At 66.0% G+C, this 16,265-nt stretch carries 16 protein-coding genes; 2 read left to right on the top strand and 14 right to left on the bottom strand.

The genetic code is table 11. From position 1 onward, the window contains the following. Nucleotides 1-2 precede the first annotated feature (2 nt). The 14 genes from VFY73_RS22140 to VFY73_RS22075 form a co-directional block, all read right to left on the bottom strand. Entirely contained in the window at nucleotides 3-1,163 is a 1,161-nt protein-coding gene (locus tag VFY73_RS22140) for a DegT/DnrJ/EryC1/StrS family aminotransferase (protein WP_329722839.1), read from the bottom strand. After that, nucleotides 1,160-1,879: a class I SAM-dependent methyltransferase gene (locus tag VFY73_RS22135; RefSeq protein WP_329722837.1), complete on the bottom strand. Its 720-nt coding sequence runs from the start codon at nucleotides 1,877-1,879 to the stop codon at nucleotides 1,160-1,162. The genes VFY73_RS22140 and VFY73_RS22135 overlap by 4 nt, the downstream gene beginning before the upstream one ends. A gap of 18 nt (nucleotides 1,880-1,897) precedes the next feature. After that, nucleotides 1,898-2,728, bottom strand: coding sequence for a glycosyltransferase family A protein (locus VFY73_RS22130; RefSeq protein WP_329722835.1), 831 nt, complete (start codon nucleotides 2,726-2,728; stop codon nucleotides 1,898-1,900). Between the two features lie 13 nt (nucleotides 2,729-2,741). Beyond that, nucleotides 2,742-3,638, bottom strand: coding sequence for an acyltransferase (locus VFY73_RS22125; RefSeq protein WP_329722833.1), 897 nt, complete (start codon nucleotides 3,636-3,638; stop codon nucleotides 2,742-2,744). A gap of 80 nt (nucleotides 3,639-3,718) precedes the next feature. Beyond that, complete coding sequence (locus VFY73_RS22120) at nucleotides 3,719-4,918, bottom strand: hypothetical protein (protein WP_329722831.1); 1,200 nt, start codon at nucleotides 4,916-4,918, stop codon at nucleotides 3,719-3,721. Between the two features lie 92 nt (nucleotides 4,919-5,010). After that, nucleotides 5,011-5,946, bottom strand: coding sequence for a hypothetical protein (locus tag VFY73_RS22115; RefSeq protein WP_329722829.1), 936 nt, complete (start codon nucleotides 5,944-5,946; stop codon nucleotides 5,011-5,013). Nucleotides 5,947-5,962: 16 nt separating this feature from the next. After that, entirely contained in the window at nucleotides 5,963-7,537 is a 1,575-nt protein-coding gene (locus VFY73_RS22110; RefSeq protein WP_329722827.1) for a hypothetical protein, read from the bottom strand. Further along, nucleotides 7,534-8,589 (bottom strand): pseudaminic acid synthase, encoded by a 1,056-nt coding sequence (gene pseI, locus VFY73_RS22105; RefSeq protein WP_329722825.1) that lies wholly within the window; start codon nucleotides 8,587-8,589, stop codon nucleotides 7,534-7,536. Before pseI ends, VFY73_RS22110 begins: the two co-directional genes overlap by 4 nt. Nucleotides 8,590-8,594: 5 nt before the next feature. Further along, complete coding sequence (pseH, locus tag VFY73_RS22100) at nucleotides 8,595-9,116, bottom strand: UDP-4-amino-4,6-dideoxy-N-acetyl-beta-L-altrosamine N-acetyltransferase (protein WP_329722823.1); 522 nt, start codon at nucleotides 9,114-9,116, stop codon at nucleotides 8,595-8,597. After that, entirely contained in the window at nucleotides 9,109-10,212 is a 1,104-nt protein-coding gene (gene pseG / locus VFY73_RS22095) for a UDP-2,4-diacetamido-2,4,6-trideoxy-beta-L-altropyranose hydrolase (protein WP_329722820.1), read from the bottom strand. Before pseG ends, pseH begins: the two co-directional genes overlap by 8 nt. Next, a complete protein-coding gene (gene pseF, locus VFY73_RS22090) occupies nucleotides 10,209-10,901 on the bottom strand; it encodes a pseudaminic acid cytidylyltransferase (protein ID WP_329722818.1) in 693 nt (230 codons plus the stop codon). The genes pseG and pseF overlap by 4 nt, the downstream gene beginning before the upstream one ends. Beyond that, entirely contained in the window at nucleotides 10,898-12,052 is a 1,155-nt protein-coding gene (pseC, locus tag VFY73_RS22085; protein WP_329722816.1) for a UDP-4-amino-4,6-dideoxy-N-acetyl-beta-L-altrosamine transaminase, read from the bottom strand. The genes pseF and pseC overlap by 4 nt, the downstream gene beginning before the upstream one ends. Next, nucleotides 12,052-13,050, bottom strand: a complete 999-nt coding sequence (pseB, locus tag VFY73_RS22080; RefSeq protein ID WP_329722814.1) for a UDP-N-acetylglucosamine 4,6-dehydratase (inverting) — start codon at nucleotides 13,048-13,050, stop codon at nucleotides 12,052-12,054. The genes pseC and pseB overlap by 1 nt, the downstream gene beginning before the upstream one ends. Before the next feature lie 30 nt (nucleotides 13,051-13,080). Further along, entirely contained in the window at nucleotides 13,081-14,028 is a 948-nt protein-coding gene (locus VFY73_RS22075; RefSeq protein WP_329722812.1) for a UDP-glucuronic acid decarboxylase family protein, read from the bottom strand. A 90-nt stretch (nucleotides 14,029-14,118) separates the two neighbouring features. Between VFY73_RS22075 and lysS the strand changes: the two genes are divergently transcribed. Further along, nucleotides 14,119-15,624 carry a lysine--tRNA ligase gene (gene lysS, locus VFY73_RS22070; protein ID WP_329722810.1) on the top strand — a complete coding sequence of 502 codons (1,506 nt, stop codon included), beginning with the start codon at nucleotides 14,119-14,121 and terminating at the stop codon, nucleotides 15,622-15,624. Nucleotides 15,625-15,686: 62 nt separating this feature from the next. Next, on the top strand, nucleotides 15,687-16,262 hold the full coding sequence (locus tag VFY73_RS22065) for a pyridoxamine 5'-phosphate oxidase family protein (protein WP_329722808.1): 576 nt from the start codon (nucleotides 15,687-15,689) through the stop codon (nucleotides 16,260-16,262). Nucleotides 16,263-16,265 lie beyond the last annotated feature (3 nt).

The raw sequence follows: 16,265 nt of genomic DNA, 5'->3' as shown, positions 1-16,265 counted from the left end.
TTTCAGGCGGCCAGCGCCGAACGTACTGCGGCGATGACGCGTTGAACGTCGGCATCGGTCATGCGCGTGTACAGCGGCAAGCTCAGCATCGACTCATAGGCCCGCTGCGAATGCGGGAAATCGGACGCCTGCAGGCCGTAGCGGTCGCGCCAGTAGGGCTGCAGGTGGAGCGGAATGTAGTGCACGCTGCATCCGATGCCCGCAGCAAACAGGCGCTCGATCAGCGCATCGCGCCCGATCGACGCACCTTCGGCCAGGCGCAGTACGTACAGGTGCCAGGCATGCACGTCGCCGGGCGCAGCGTCGGGCGGCAGGATGACCGGCAGCTCACGCAGGCCCGCATGGAACCGCGCCGCGATCTGCTCGCGCCGCTGTTGAAAGGCCGGCAAGCGCTTCAGCTGGTGCAACCCGAGTGCCGAGGCGATGTCGGTCAGGTTGTACTTGTACCCCGGCGCGACGATCTCGTAGTACCAGCTTGGCACCTTGGCGGTGAACCGATCGAAGGCATCGCGGCTCATGCCATGCAAGCGCATCACGCGCATGCGCTCGGCCAGCCCGGTGTCGCGCGTAACCACCATGCCGCCTTCGCCGGTGGTGATGGTCTTGTTGGCGTAGAAGCTGAACACGCAGGCATCCGACGCCAGCGTGCCAATCAGCTTGCCATCACAGGTGGTGGGCAGCGCATGGGCTGCGTCTTCGACCACCTTCAGGCCACGCCGGGCCGCCATGGCCAGCAAGCGTTGCATGTCGGCCGCGCGGCCGGCGTAGTGCACCGGCACGACAGCCTTGGTGCGCGGCGTGATGGCTACCTCGACAGCGTCGACGTCGATGCACAGCGTGGCCGGATCGATGTCGACCAGCTTGACATCGGCGCCGAGGTAGCGCGCCACCTCGGCCGTCGCGGTGAAGGTGTGGGTGGTGGTGATGACCTCGTCGCCCGGGCCGACGCCGACGGCCTCCAGCGCCAGGTGCAGGCCGGCGGTGGCCGAGTTCACCGCCAGAGACTGGATCGACGGATCGCCCAGGAAGGCGGTGAAAGCCTCCTCGAAGCGCCGGGTCTTCGGGCCGGTCGTGACCCAACCCGAACGCAGGGTGTCCACCACCTCGGCGATCTCGTCCTCGCCGATCTCCGGCAGAGCGAACGGAAGGAACGGCTGGCTCATGACTTGTGGATCCAACAAAGAACGTGGGTGCGCAGGAACGGCATCCGATTGAACAGGTGATAGGCCGCGGGGTGGATGCGGCAAACGCGCCGGCTGATCGGCGGTGCGAGGGTCAGGCGCCTGACCGTCATCCGCCCGTCCGGGAACAGGGCACGAATGCGCCGCGCGGGGACGCCGCGGACATCGGGGTTCGAGGGGTTGCCGTAGACGAAGTCGTACCAGAGCACGCCCCCGCCGGGCTTCACCCAGGACCACATCTGCTGTGCCAGCTCCTTCTGGAAGTCGTCGTCCAGCAATGACGAGAAGACCACGGACTGGAACACGATGTCCTGGCTGGCCGGCTGCAGGCCTGCCGAACTGGCGTCCCCCTCGTGAATCCACACGTCGGCCGGCAATCTGGTGCGCGCGGCGGCCGCGCGGTCCGGCAGCAGTTCGATGCCGCGCAGCTTAGCGGGCGCGAACCCGAAACGCAGGAAATCGAGCAGGTGCCCGCCGTAGCCGCAACCGACGTCGACCAGATCGAGCTCCCGCAGGTCGACATCGGTGTAGCCGCACACCGACCCGAGCATGACCAGGATCTGGCGCTGCAGCTCCTGCGTGGACAGCATGACCTCCGGACGCAGGATGCTGTAGAGGCTGCCGGACTGCCGCCGCGCATAGCGCTCGACGACCGCGTCGACTTCTCGCTTGGTCTGCGGTTGCGACTGGCTTGACATCGTCTTCACGCCGCCTTGCTACAGCTTGTGCCGGATCATACGGATGTAGATCGACGCCAGAAAGTGCGTGGCCGTGTAGACATAGGCCATCAGCCCCAGCCCCTCGCCGGTCTTCATCCGGTACTTGCGCAGCATCGCGAAATGCCGCGACACCATCTTCCACTTGTCGCCTGAGATCTGGTTGGCCTGCAGGCGATAGAACACCAGCGGATGCTGGATCTTGATGCTGTGCTCCATGTACTCGTGCAGCCGGATGAAGCAGTCGGTGTCCTCGCGAGCCTTGTAGCTGAGGTCCTCGTTGAACGGGTGCGCCAACATCAGCTGGCGATCGACGACGATGCTGGAGGTCGGCGTGCGGTACTTGAGCAACTGTTGTGTCAACGTGATCCGAGCGACGCGCGGGTCGAGCGGCTCGGTCACCACGATCTCCGCCTCGTCGCGGAAGTCTTTCATCTGCGTGCTGCACAGCGTCGCGCGGTGGTCGCGCAAGGCCTGCATCTGCAGCCGCAGCTTGTCCGGATGCCAGATGTCGTCGGCATCCAGGAACGCCACCCACCGCCCCTGTGCGGCCGCGACGCCGGTATTGCGCGGAGCAGCCGGCGCGCCGGCGTTCTGGGCCCTCTCGATGAGGCGAATCCGTCCATCCCGCAGGGCATAGCTTCGAATCAGGTCGACCGAGTTGTCGGTCGACCGGTCGTCGACGACGATCAATTCGAGCTGGACGTAGGTCTGCGCCAGCACCGATTCGATCGTCCGCCCGATGAATCGCGCGGCGTTGTAGCAAGGGACGACGACCGTCACCAGATCGTTCGGGCCGGACACGGACGGGGTCTGTTGGGGATCCGGCATGGAAGGCACATGGTCAGGCACGGGCAATCTCGAAAATCAACAGTCTCGCGGCGCGGCCTGCGCCCGGCATGATCAGCTCGACCCTGGCAGCAGGGCCGCCATCCGCATGTGCCCGAACCGGAAACTCTAACACTCCACCGCCTGCCGCCAGTGTGACCCGGTCGCCGCCCGCCACGACTTCAACTGGCGCCGAGGCCTCGTATCGGACGCGGGCAGGTCCGACGGCCGCTGCCAGGACAGCCAGAAGCGGCTCTTCGGGCAAGACCTCGACCGCCCAGGACTTTGGACCGCGCCTGATCGGCTTGCCCGACAGAACGTACACCAGGTCCTCGTCCCGATCCATCTTCAACGTGGGCGGCGGCCGCCAGTCCAAGCGCCGCCCGATGGGCCGCGCCGGCGCCCCGGCCACGACCGAATACGGTGCCACGTTCTGCGTCACGACGGCGTTCGCCCCCACCACACTGCCCTTGCCGACGATGACCCCGGGCAGCACCACCGCATTGACGCCGAGCCAGCAATCGTCCTGGATCCAGGCCGGTTGATCAGCCAGGGGCTGTTGACTGGATAGCGCGCGCAGGCGCCGCTCCTGCTCCCGAATCGGGAGGTGCGACATGGTGTCGGTCCGGAACGGATGTGTGCCCGACGAAATGAAGACGTTGGGAGCCAGGATGCAACCGCGGCCGATGCGGACACTGCCGTTGAGACTGCAACGGCGCTGGATCGTGCTGCCGTCGCCGATCGCCACCGACGTGCTGGTCTCGATCTCGGTTTCATGGGCCAGCCACGCCCCAAGACCCAATGTCAATCGGCCTGTTGCGGCCAAGTCCACCCTCACACGGGCATCGACAACGCTCGCCCTGCCGAGTGAAAAGCGATCAGCCGAACCGATGAACACCGCGGAAGGATGCACCCTGGCTCCGCGAAACAACGCCAGCGCGCTTCGCCACCATCGACAAGGCAAACTCGCCCACAAGAGCCGACGCAAGCGCATCACGCCCTCCTGGCGCGCCACGCCGCTGCAGCGACAGCGGCATAGGCACCGAGCGTCAACAGGACAGCCAGCCCGGCCACCTCGTACGAGCTGACAGGCGCGCCCCGCCAGGGTTGTATCAGGATGACCCACATCGCCACGGCAAAAACCGTGGCCACCAGGTTGGCTCGCAAAAGTCTGCCTTCCTGGCCGACGATCAGCAGGAAGCTGGACCAGAAGTCTGACATCCGGAATGCGGCGATCGCCAGAAACAGTGGAAGAAGCGGTGTCGCATCGACGTACGGCGGGTACCAGCGGCGGATGACGTACTCGATCAGGTAGTACGCCGGCAGCGTCACGACGATGCTGAGAGCGAATGCGGCTGCCGACACCCGCACGCACACCGAGAACGCCACATGGCGCCCGAAGGCCGCAAAGCGACGTGCCAGCAAAGGATAGATGGAAGCATTGATGACTGACTGAGCCGATTGCGCGATGGTCAGTACCAGCCAGGCAAATGAATACTGGGCGAAGGTTCCCACTGAGAGCTGATCGGCGGCAACCCACCGATCAGCATTGAGCACACCAAAGGTGACGATCATGGCGGCCATCAACGTGAGCGCCGAGCGCCATCGAACGTCCGGCAGGCGCCGCATCGCGAGCAGGAAGATCGTCGTCCAGCGAAGGTGGGTCCGGCCAAGCGAACGGGAGAAGTAGGCGATCGACAACAACAAGGTCAGCGCGGCGTCGACAACAAGGGTGACAGACGGCGAGCCCGTCCAGGCGGCGACGACGGCGCTTAGCATGAGACCGCCCATCGTGCGGACGATCGTCTGCCAGGCAAAGCGCAATGCATCTCCGCGGCTGCGGCTTTCGGTGGTGCAGACGAGGAAGATCTGCTGCGTCAGGCCGTGGAGGAGTCCAATGGTCAGCAGGGGCGCCGACATGCCCGCGGGAACCGCTCCGGCCGCGCCCGCGAGCACCCCGACTGCACAGCATGCGAGGGCCACGAGGTGACACTGCGCGGCCCGCACCAGACCATGCCGCTCCTGTCGCCGCACGAGGTGCACCGGCCATTCACGCTGCAACATGGATTGCAGACCCACGCAACCCAGCATGCAGAACGTGGCCGAAACCAGGATGCCTGCGCTGAACTGCCCAAACGCGTCGACATCCAGAATGCGTGCGAGAACCAGCGAACGCACGAGCATCAGGCCCATGGCCAGCGTCAGGAGCGGTGCGTACCAGAGCTGCCGCGCTCGACGCGGCGACAGGACAAATCCACGTGGCGGCCTCGGGCTGGACATGCGCGTCACGCCAGCATCGCAAGGGTCGAAAGACTCCTGCGATCGTGCATGACGCCGTAGTCGAACAACGCGTACTGCAACTGCAGGAGCAATCGGGGAGCACGCGTCGGCGTCATGCCCTTGTGCACGCACAAGGTGTTTTCGGCAAATCCTGTCCCGGCCCCGCCGCAGATCTCGACGATGTCGTCGACGCCGTAGCGTTCCGCTATCTCGTCATCGGAGTAGCGCCGAAGGTTCCAGCGGTCCGCGATGCCCAGCACCGGCGGCTTCCGGTGCGACGCGAGCACGCACACATGCGCCCCGTCACCGGGCTCGACATCGGTCAGATAGAAGAAGAACTTGAAGAACCTGAAGTCATCGACGTCACGATGAAACAGGTGCGCATGGCGGTCACGATCCTCTGCAAGCGCCTGGACCGGGAAGGTCCACCAGAGATTGCCACCGACGAAGGTCGGAACGGATTGAAGGTACGCCCCGGCGATCCACTGAAGCAACGGATCGCGGGCCAGTCGACCGATGGCGCCGCACTCGGCGACAGCGTTGAAATACTGGGCGACCAAGATCGGCTTGCCCAGTTCGGCCTCCGCGGCAGCTCGTGAGTCGAGCCTGAAACCACGGCCAACCTGGCGATCCGCATAGCAGGCGTTGCCCTTGGCGAACGCCAGGATGTCGGCCACCATGGACTGCGGCAGCTTCAGACCAAATGCGACACCATCGCGACGCAGGCGTCCTACGAAGCCCAGGCGATCCAGGGGCGCGAACACACTGTCCTGAAGCTGCGCCTCGCATTGAAGAAGATATGCCTCCAGGCGGCGACGCTGGATCAGGCGACGCGACTGACCGACGAGCTGGCGGACGGTGCCGAAGCGCGCAGCGCCACGCATCAAGGTGTATCCCGGCTGCGTACGAAGTGACTGCAGGATCTGGCTGAATCGATTCATCCGTCTCGAGCCCCACCTATCGATCGCCCAGCGGCATCCACTGCCGCACCCGGTCGATCGGCTGGAACACCAGGCGTCGCTTGACCGGCACATAGGTGCGGGTGTCCGGCGGCAGTGCATCGAGGATGCCCTGCCAGTCGCGCGCCGCAATGCGCGCCAACACATCGTCCTCGCCAATGGTGTCGTCGGCGGACGATTCGTCATCGGCGCGCAGGTCTCCGCCGCACATCAGATCGACGAATCGCTGCGGATCTGCCGACATGTCGTACTTGTAGCGCGTGGTCGCCTCGGCGCGGACGAAGTTGGTGTATTGCGGAATGCGGTGCACCATCGTGTAGGCGAAGCGCAGCGTCAACCGCGGGATGTCGCTCAGGCGGCGCGCCAGATCTTGCGCGTCCAGGTCAGCGTGCAGCCGCAGGCTGTCCAGTTCGCCCGGACCTTCGACGGCATCACGAAAACCCGCCTGCCGATAGATCGAAGGGGCAATGCCAATGACCTGCTTGCCGAGGATGCCGGCTTCCAGTGCGGCGCTGCCATTGGCAACGACGATGGCGTCGCACTGCTCGATCAAGCCCAGGGTGCTCGCGGTGTCGCCACTGGCGATGGTGTGGATGCCGCGCTGCCGTGCCCAATCGGCGTAGTGGCGTTCGGAGTAGCCGCCCCCCTGCCGCCCGATCGTCTCGCTCCAGTTCGGATGGCAACGCAGTACGAGATCGCTGGGTTGCAGCCCGAGTCGTTCGATGATCGCGTCGTAGGCCACCAGGGGATCGGACCACTCGGCGACCCAGTCCGGGTGACCCCAGACCTCGTTGCGGCTGCTCGGGATCAGCAGAATCTTGCGCCGGCTGCCCTGAACGGGCCAGGTCGCGGCCTGGGCGTTCAGGTTGTAGGCACGCCATTCGGTGAAGTTCTGCCTCAGAAAACGCCGCGCGACATGGGATGCCGCCAGCAGCGCCTGCGAGCGCGTGAGTGGCCTTTCGCGCCAGGTCTCCACCAAGCGGTGCACGCTGTGCAGCCCGAGGCAGGACTCGTCAGGATAGAGCTGCAGGCCGTCGCCGAACCAGGTGCGCTCAAGCGTCACCACCCGCACGCCCAACGACTTCGCCGCCTCGAAGATGGCGCGTGTCGTGTCCATGCGTCCGTTGAAGACGCACACGGCGTCCAGCCGCTGATCGCGTATCCACGCACGCGCCGCCTGATAGGTCTTCTGCACGGTGGGTTGCAGCCGGCTGACCAGCGACGCGAAATCGGCGCTGCCGTAGTCCGCATCCGACTCGAAGCGCCCCAGGGTGCTGGCACTCGACCAGGCCCACTCCGGCCGGGCTGCCGCAGCGTCGCGTGGGGCGCACTCACCGATCGATGCCACGTTGTGGCGGGTATACGAGCGGACACCGCCAACGCGGCATTGCAGGCATTCACGCCAGGCCGGGCGATCGCGCATTTCGCGCGTGTAGCAGGTCGGCAGGTCGGCATCGCAGGTGAGGAAAAAGGCTTCGTGGCCGGCCCCTTCGACAAGCCTGGCCAAAAAGGAAAGGTGTTCGACGTGCGGGCGCCATGAGTAGATGGTGGCGAAGCCAATCCGAAGCGTCACGCGAGCAGCTCCCACGAGACCGGCGTGGCGTAGACAACGTCCTGCCGCAGCACGCGCCCAACCACCTGGTCCATGAAGTTTGGGGCGAGGCCGTAGCCGGGCCGCACGCTGCGCACGGCGTCGGGCGTGATCAACTCGCCCGCCTTCAGATCCTTGACGAAGTACAGCGATCGCCGGAACTTGACATTGCCCTGCTCGCTCGACGTGCAGCTGTAGTTGACCGCGCCGAGCGCCTGCCACGCGGTATGGCTGTCGCGGCACAGGGCCTGCAGTTCCGCCGGCTCCAGCGAGAAGCTGTCGTCAGGCCCGCCGCCGCGGCGATCCAGGGTGAAGTGCTTCTCGATGATCGCCGCCCCCAGCGCCACCGACGCCACGGCGGTCGCGTTGTCCAGGGTGTGGTCCGACAGGCCGATGACGACGCCGAAGCGCTCGCGCATATCGGTGATCGTGCGCAAGTGGTACTCACCTGCGGGTGCCGGATAGCCGCTGACGCAATGCAGCAGCGCGAGTTCGCGACAGCCGCCGTCGCGTGCAGCCTGGACGGCCTCCCCGATCTCGTCCACGTCGGCCATGCCCGTGGAGATGATCATCGGCTTGCCCGTGCGCGCAACATAGCGGATCAGCGGCAGGTCGATCGCCTCGAAAGAGGCGATCTTGTAGGCCGGTGCGCCCAGGCTCTCGAGCAGGTCGACCGCCGTGTTGTCGAAAGGCGAACTGAAGATCGTGATGCCGCGCCGGCGCGCATGCTCGAACAGCTCGGCATGCCACTCCCAGGGCATGTGCGCTTCCTGGTACAGGTCGAACAAGGTCCGACCGTCCCACAGCCCACCACGGATGCGGAATGGCTCGGCATCGCTGTCCAGCGTGATCGTGTCCGGCCGGTAGGTCTGCAGCTTGATCGCCGCCGCACCAGCGGCCTGCGCGGCGTCCACGATCCGCAGAGCCGTCTCGAGGCTGCCATTGTGGTTGGCCGAGAGTTCGGCGATCACGTAGGGCGGCTCATCGACCGCGATGCGCCGCCCTGCAATGGTGATGGCTGGATGCTGGGACATGGAACTCAGGCCGCCGGCGGCCATTCGTGTTGAAGCAGGCCGAAGCAGGCCACCCCGTGGTAGCGCTCGCCGTCGAAGTGCTGGTCTCGCAGGAATCCTTCCTGGCGAAAGCCCAGGGCCAGATGAAACCCGATGGACCGGCGATTGAACTCGATCGCCTGCCCGCACACCTTGTGAAGACCGAGCCGGACAAAGGCATGCTCGAGCGCACAGCGGCCCATGGCCCGTCCCGTTCCCTTCGGGGCACCGGGCGCCGTGTAGAAGCCCCAATCGGCGACCTGCCCGCGCGCAGCCTGCGTCAACGCCACGAAACCCATCGGCGCATCGGCTTGCTCGTAGATGAGCAGGTGCCGGCGTGGATCCTGGGATTGGGTGTCGAACCAGCGCCGATGTTCTTCGATGCCGATCTCGTGTTGCGAGAACATGCTGCGGCGAATGTCCGGGTGATTGCGCCACGCGAACACCGTCATCACGTCATCGGCGCTCATCGCCCGAACGCGACCCAGGGCGCTGTCGTTGTCAGGCATCGAGATCCACCATGCGTTGAGCGACCCGGTCCGCACCCAGCCCATCGGTGACCTGAGCGGCAGCCTCGGCCATGCGGGTGAGCATCGCGGGCGCAGAGGCCCTTGCCAAAGCCGGAACCAGCTCCCGCTCGACCGCAGCTGCATCTCCGATCAACATGGCAGCACCGGCAGCTTCGAGCGCGCGCGCACCGTGCAGCTGATTATCCGCCAGCACGACCAGCAAGACAGGCAGGCCCAGGCAACACCGCTCCCAGGCGGTCCCCCCGGCGGCGCCGATCGCGAGATCGCTGCGCGCCATCTGCTGCGCCATGTCCTCGACACGGACCAGAACCTCCGTCGGGCGCGGCATGAGGGCCGCCAGCGATCGCACCTGATCGAGCCACGGGGCGGCGGCGCCCATGACCACGCTCAGCCGGCAGTCGGGTGGAAGCTCACACGCCCTCAGTGCTTGCAGCACCGCGCCGGTTGCGTTGGGCAGGTCGATACCGCCCATCGTGATCAGCAGCCGCCGCAGCGACGGCGAGTGGCGGCGCTGCAGGCTGCGCTCCCGCCACTGTGCGAATTCGCGGCGCAGCAACGCAAACGTCGCGCCCGCGAGTACGGTGCAGCCAGCCGGCACCAGGCCCGCATAGTCGGCCGCGTCGCGGCCAAGGTTCTGGTCGACCAGCAGGTCGGCGTCGTGCGGGCGGTCCGCCAGATCGTCGATCGCCAAGACGCGGCCTGCATGCGGCCGCAGAGCCGACTCCCATGCCGCATCGAGCGCGTAGTGGTCGACGACGATCCAGTCCGGCCTGTGCGATCCCAATGCGGCGATCGTCTGCTGCGCGTCGGTCAGCCAATCCGCGCCCAGCCAGTGCGCATGGGACGTCGTGCCGGCGCCCGCATGCGCAGCGCCGACAGGAAGTGTCTCGATCGAATGGCCCTGCTGCTTGATGGCTCCGATCAGGTGACCGTCATGGGCCCGGCACACGAAGGTGCAGCGCGCGCCGCGCCGGCGCAGCGCATCGGCCAGCGTCAGGCAGCGCATCACGTGGCCGGTACCGATCTGCAACGACGCGTCGGCCCGGACAAGCACCGTCCACGAGGCTGCGGTCACGGTGTCGCCTGCAGGGCCCGGAACATCAGCTCCGCACGCACCCAGTCGTCGACGGTGTCGATGTCCTGCACGCGATGCAATGGCAGCACGATGGCCGTCGAACTCGGGCCGAAGAGCGTGACCGCAGACTGCCAAGCCGCCGCGGTGCCCCAGTAGAACTGGCCGGCATCGTGATAGGCCTCTTCGAGATCCTGCGACCGGACGTTGAACTGGCTGGGGCTGAACATCGTCACCCGACCGGCCGCATCGACACGAAGCGCGCGCTGGATCGGATAGGAGAAGCGTGCCACCGAGAACGCGAAATCACCTCCACTGCGCTGTAGCGTCTGCAGCCCGTGGCGCAGGTCATCTGCGCCGACAAACGGGGCCGTCGCATAGAGGCAGCACACCAGGCTCGGCGCTTCGCCCGCAGCGGCTTGCCAATCGATGGCATGGCGCACGACGGGGATCGTGCCGGCGTGGTCGTCGGACAGCGCGGCGGGGCGAACGAACGGCACCTCGGCACCGGCCTCGCGGGCGACCTGGGCGATTTCGGCATCGTCGGTGGAGACGATCACGCGATCAAAGCAGCGGCTCGCCAGCGCCGCCTCGATCGACCAGGCGATGATGGGCTTGCCGCAGAACGGCTTGATGTTCTTGCGCGGGATGCGTTTGCTGCCGCCGCGCGCCGGGATGACCGCCAGCTTCACGCCGTAACGGCCTTGCGCAAGGCCTCGATGACGCGGTCTTGCTCGGCTTCGCCCAAGGTGGGATACATCGGCAGGCTGATGGCCTCGGCGTAGTAGCGTTCGCTTTCGGGGTAGGTGCCACTGACCGTGCCGAGCTGGCGGTAGTAAGGCTGGCGATACACCGGGATGTAGTGCAGGTTGACGCCGATATTGGCGGCGCGCATCGCGTCGAACACGGCCCGGTGCCGCTGCGCCTCGACACGCACGACATACAGATGCAGCCCGGAGTGGCTGTCGGGGTGCTGCCACAGACCCGTCACCGGCAGGCTGGCCAGCCGCTCGTCATAGCGCCGGGCGAGTTCATGGCGACGCTGCACGTAGGCTTCCAGTCGGTTCAGCTGGCTGAGCCCCAGCGCCGCCTGAACGTCGGTCATGCGGTAGTTGAAGCCGAGGTCAATCTGCTCGTAGTACCACGGACCATCGGGCTCGTAGTCCATCAGCGCCGCGTCGCGCGTCATCCCGTGGCTGCGCAGCAGGGCCATGCGCTGCGCCAGTTGCTCGTCGTTGGTGAGCGCCATGCCCCCTTCCGCGCTGGTGATGACTTTCACCGGGTGGAAGCTGAACACCGTGATGTCGCTGTAGCGGCAACCCCCGACGGGATCGCCCCGGTATCGACCGCCCACGGCGTGCGAGGCATCTTCGATGACACGAAAGCCATACTCGACACTCAGCGCGTGGATCGCCTCCATCTCGCAGCTCTGGCCTGCCAGATGCACGGGAACCACGACCTTCGGCAGGCGTTTGTCCGCCTGCGCCTGCTTCAATTTGCGGTCAAGGGCTTCGACCGACATGTTGCCGGTGCGGCCGTCGATGTCGACGAAGTCGACGCTCGCACCGCAGTAGCGGCCGCAATTGGCGGAGGCGAGGAAGGTGATGGGGCTGGTCCACAGCCAGTCGCCCGGCCCGAGGCCAACGGCCAGGCACGCGATGTGAAGCGCCGAGGTGGCGCTATTCACCGCCACGGCATGGCGGGCGCCGCAGGCTTGCGCCAACGCCTGCTCGAAGCGTGGTACCACGGGGCCTTGCGTCAGCCAGTCCGACTGCAGGACTTCGGTCACGGCCGCGATGTCTGCCACGGTCACGTCCTGCCGTCCGTAAGGGATGTGCGACATCACAAGGTCCCGATCTTGTTCAGATTCGCGGCAATCCACTGCTGCAGGGCCTCGACGCTCATCCACTCCGGGTTGCTGTCGCTCGCGTAGACGAACCCTTCGGCCACCCGGGCGCCATCCTTGATGCGATGCGGGTCGGCACTCCAGTTGTGGATGGCCGGCAAGATCTTGAAGTGTGCCGGGTACTCGTAGGTGTGCGGCGCGTCTTCGGGTCCGATCATCTGCTCGTGCAGCTTCTCGCCCGGACGGATGCCGACGAGCTTGGTCTTGACGCCGGGCGCGACGGCTTCGGCGATCTCGGTGATGCGCATCGACGGAATCTTCTTGACGTAGATCTCGCCGCCTTGCATGTCAGAGAACGCATGCCACACCAGCTCGACGCCCTGCTCCAGCGAAATCATGAAGCGCGTCATTCGCTCGTCGGTGATCGGCAGCTCACCCTGGTCACGGATCGACAGGAAGAACGGGATCACCGAGCCCCGCGAGCCCATGACGTTGCCGTAGCGAACGACCGAGAACCGGGTGTCGTGTCCGCCCGCGTACGAGTTGCCGGCCACGAACAGCTTGTCGGACGCGAGCTTGGTCGCACCGTACAGGTTGATCGGGCTGCTCGCCTTGTCGGTCGACAGCGCGACCACCCGCTTGACGCCCTTGTCGATGCAGGCGTCGATGAGGTTCATCGCGCCGATGATGTTGGTCTTGACGCACTCGAACGGGTTGTACTCGGCGGTGGGCACGATCTTCGTCGCCGCGGCGTGGACGACGTAGTCGACGCCATCCAGCGCCCGGTACATCCGCTCGCGGTCACGCACGTCGCCGATGAAGAAGCGCACACGCGGGTCGCCGACGAATTTCTTGGCCATCTCCCACTGCTTCATCTCGTCGCGGGAGTAAACAATGATGCGCCGCGGGTTGTACTTCGCGAGCGTCATCGGGACGAACGTGTTCCCGAAGGAACCCGTTCCGCCGGTAACCAGGATGGACTTGTTGGACAGCATGAACGGCTCGATTGACGCGCCAGGACCAGTCTAGCGGTCCGTTGCCAGCACGGTGCGGAAGTAGTCGATGGTCCGGGTCAGGCCGTCATCGAGCGCGATGGTGGGCTCCCAGCCTTTGAGTGCCTGGCGGGCCAGGCTGATGTCCGGTTGGCGCTGGCGCGGATCGTCCGAGGGCAGGGGCTTGAAGACCAGCTGGCTGCGCGAGCCGGTCAGCGCCACCACTTTCTGAGCCAGTTCGAGCATCGTGAACTCGCTGGGGTTGCCCACGTTTACCGGGCCGGTGAACCCGTCGTCCGTGGCCATCATGCGCACCATCGCCTCGATCAGGTCGTCGACATAGCAGAAGCTCCGGGTCTGCGACCCGTCGCCATAGATCGTGATGTCTTCGCCACGCAGTGCCTGCACGATGAAGTTGGACACGACGCGGCCATCGCGCTCGTACATGCGCGGACCGTAGGTGTTGAAGATGCGCACGACCTTGATCTGGAGCCGATGCTGCCGCCAATAGTCGAAGAACAGCGTCTCGGCGCAGCGCTTGCCCTCGTCGTAGCAGCTGCGAACGCCGATCGGGTTGACACGGCCCCAATACGACTCCGTCTGCGGATGCACCTCCGGGTCGCCGTACACCTCGCTCGTCGAGGCCTGGAGAATGCGCGCGCCCAGGCGCCGCGCCAGCCCCAGCATGTTGATCGCCCCGTGCACGCTCGTCTTGGTCGTCTGGACGGGATCGAACTGGTAGTGCACCGGGGAAGCCGGGCACGCCAGGTTGTAGATCTCGTCGACTTCGACGTACAAGGGAAAGGTGACGTCGTGCCGCATCGCCTCGAAGCGAGGGTGCCCACGCAAATGCGCGATGTTGGCCTTGGTGCCCGTGAAGTAGTTGTCAACGCACAGGACATCGTGACCGTCTTGCAGCAGGCGGTCGCACAGATGCGACCCGAGGAAGCCGGCACCGCCTGTGACCAGCACCTTTTTCATCGTCTGGTCTCCAGTGAAAAGGGCATGGATATTATCGGATGGGTTCGTGTACCCGGGGGATTGGTCGGCACGCCACTAGAATTCCGAACTATGGATACCCTTGCTACCGACGACAACCAGCTCATCGCTGAACGCCGCGAGAAACTCGCCGCGATCCGCGTTCAGGCCAAAGCCAGCGGCGCGGCAGCGTTCCCGAACGACTTCAAGCCGACCCACCACGCGCTGGACCTGCACCACCGCCACGGCCAGGTGCCGAACGAGGAGCTGGAGCCGCAGGGCGTGAAGGTGGTCGTGGCCGGCCGCATGATGCTCAAGCGCGTGATGGGCAAGGCCTGTTTCGCGACGCTGCAGGACTCTTCCGGCCGCATCCAGCTGTATGTGACGCAGGACGCCGTCGGCGCCGAGGCGCTGGCCGTCTTCAAGCACTGGGACCTGGGTGACATCCTTGGCTGCGAAGGCACCCTGTTCCGCACCAAGACCGGCGAGCTGTCGGTCAAGGCCACGTCGGTGCGTCTGCTGACCAAGAGCCTGCGCCCATTGCCGGACAAGTTCCACGGCATGACCGACCAGGAGCAGAAGTACCGTCAGCGCTACGTCGACCTGATCACCGACGACTCGGCACGCGCTCGCTTCGTGGCCCGCAGCAAGGCCGTCAGCTCAATCCGCAGCTTCATGGTCGAGCACGGTTTCCTCGAGGTCGAGACGCCGATGCTGCACCCGATCCCGGGTGGCGCGAATGCCAAGCCCTTCGTCACACACCACAACGCGCTCGACCAGGAAATGTTCCTGCGCATCGCGCCAGAGCTGTACCTGAAGCGGCTGATCGTCGGCGGCTTCGAGCGGGTGTTCGAGATCAACCGCAACTTCCGCAACGAAGGCATCTCGGTTCGGCACAACCCCGAATTCACCATGATGGAGTTCTACGCGGCCTACTGGAACCATCACGACCTGATGGACTTCACCGAGGCCGTGCTGCGCCACGCCGCGCGCGCGGCCACCGGCTCGGCAGCGCTGACCTACAACGGCAAGCCAGTCGAGCTGGACAAGCCGTTCGCGCGCCTGTCGGTGCGTGAATCGCTGGTGGTGCATGCCGGTGTCAGCGAAGCCGAATCGATCGACCCAGTCGCCCTGCACGGGAAGCTCAAGGCGCTGGGCGAAGAGCCGCCGGCGCACTGGAAGCTGGCCGAGCTGCAGTTCGGGCTGTTCGAAGCGGCGGTCGAAGAAAAGCTCTGGCAGCCGACCTTCATCATCGACTATCCCGTCGAGGTCAGCCCGCTGGCCCGTGCGTCGGACACGAACCCGGCAATCACCGAACGCTTCGAGCTGTTCATCACCGGCCGCGAATACGCCAACGGCTTCTCGGAGCTGAACGACGCCGAGGACCAGGCGGCGCGCTTCCAGGCCCAGGTGGCGAACAAGGATGCCGGCGACGAAGAGGCGATGTTCTTCGATGCCGACTTCATCCGCGCGCTCGAATACGGCATGCCGCCCACAGGCGGCTGCGGCATCGGCATCGACCGGCTGATGATGTTGCTGACCGACAGCCCGAGCATCCGCGACATCATCCTGTTCCCGGCGCTGCGTCGGGAGAGCTGAGGCGCGCCAGCGCTGCGCCACGAGTCTTGATACGCCACAACCCGGGCCGATCCGGACCGGCGATGATGTCGGGCACCATGGTGACAGCGTTGCCGACCGACGATCTCGGCGCCCTTGAGGTGCAGCTTTGGGCCGAGTTGGTCGCCGCGGCCCACGCGCGGGGCCATGCATGGCGTACGCCCGTGCTGGCGACGGCCGGTGGCGCGGCGGGTGTGGATGCACGCGTGGTGGTGCTGCGCGAGGTCGACGCACCGGCACGCGAGTTGGTCTTCTTCACCGATGCCCGATCGCCGAAGGCCGCCCAGATCGACGCCCATCCGCAGGCCACGATGGTCATGTGGTCAGCCGAGCTGGGCTGGCAGCTGCGCCTGACCGTGCATCTGGTGCTGGAGACCAGCGGCCTCGCCGTGTCGTCGCGCTGGGCGACGCTGAAGATGACACCGGCGGCGCAGGACTATCTGTCGCCGCTGCCACCCGGCGCTCCACTGCGCGCCCACCCAGCCCCCGAGCGAGGCTCACGCGAACATTTCGCAGTGGTCACGGCGCAGGTGCGGGTGATGGACTGGCTGGCGCTGGACCCGGCCGGCCACCGTCGCGCCGTCTTCGATGGCCACGGCGCGCGCTGGGTGCAACCTTGAGCC

This window comes from Ideonella sp. (genome assembly GCF_036277275.1).
Lineage (GTDB): Bacteria > Pseudomonadota > Gammaproteobacteria > Burkholderiales > Burkholderiaceae_C > Ideonella.
This window is presented reverse-complemented; position numbering and strand designations above follow the sequence as displayed.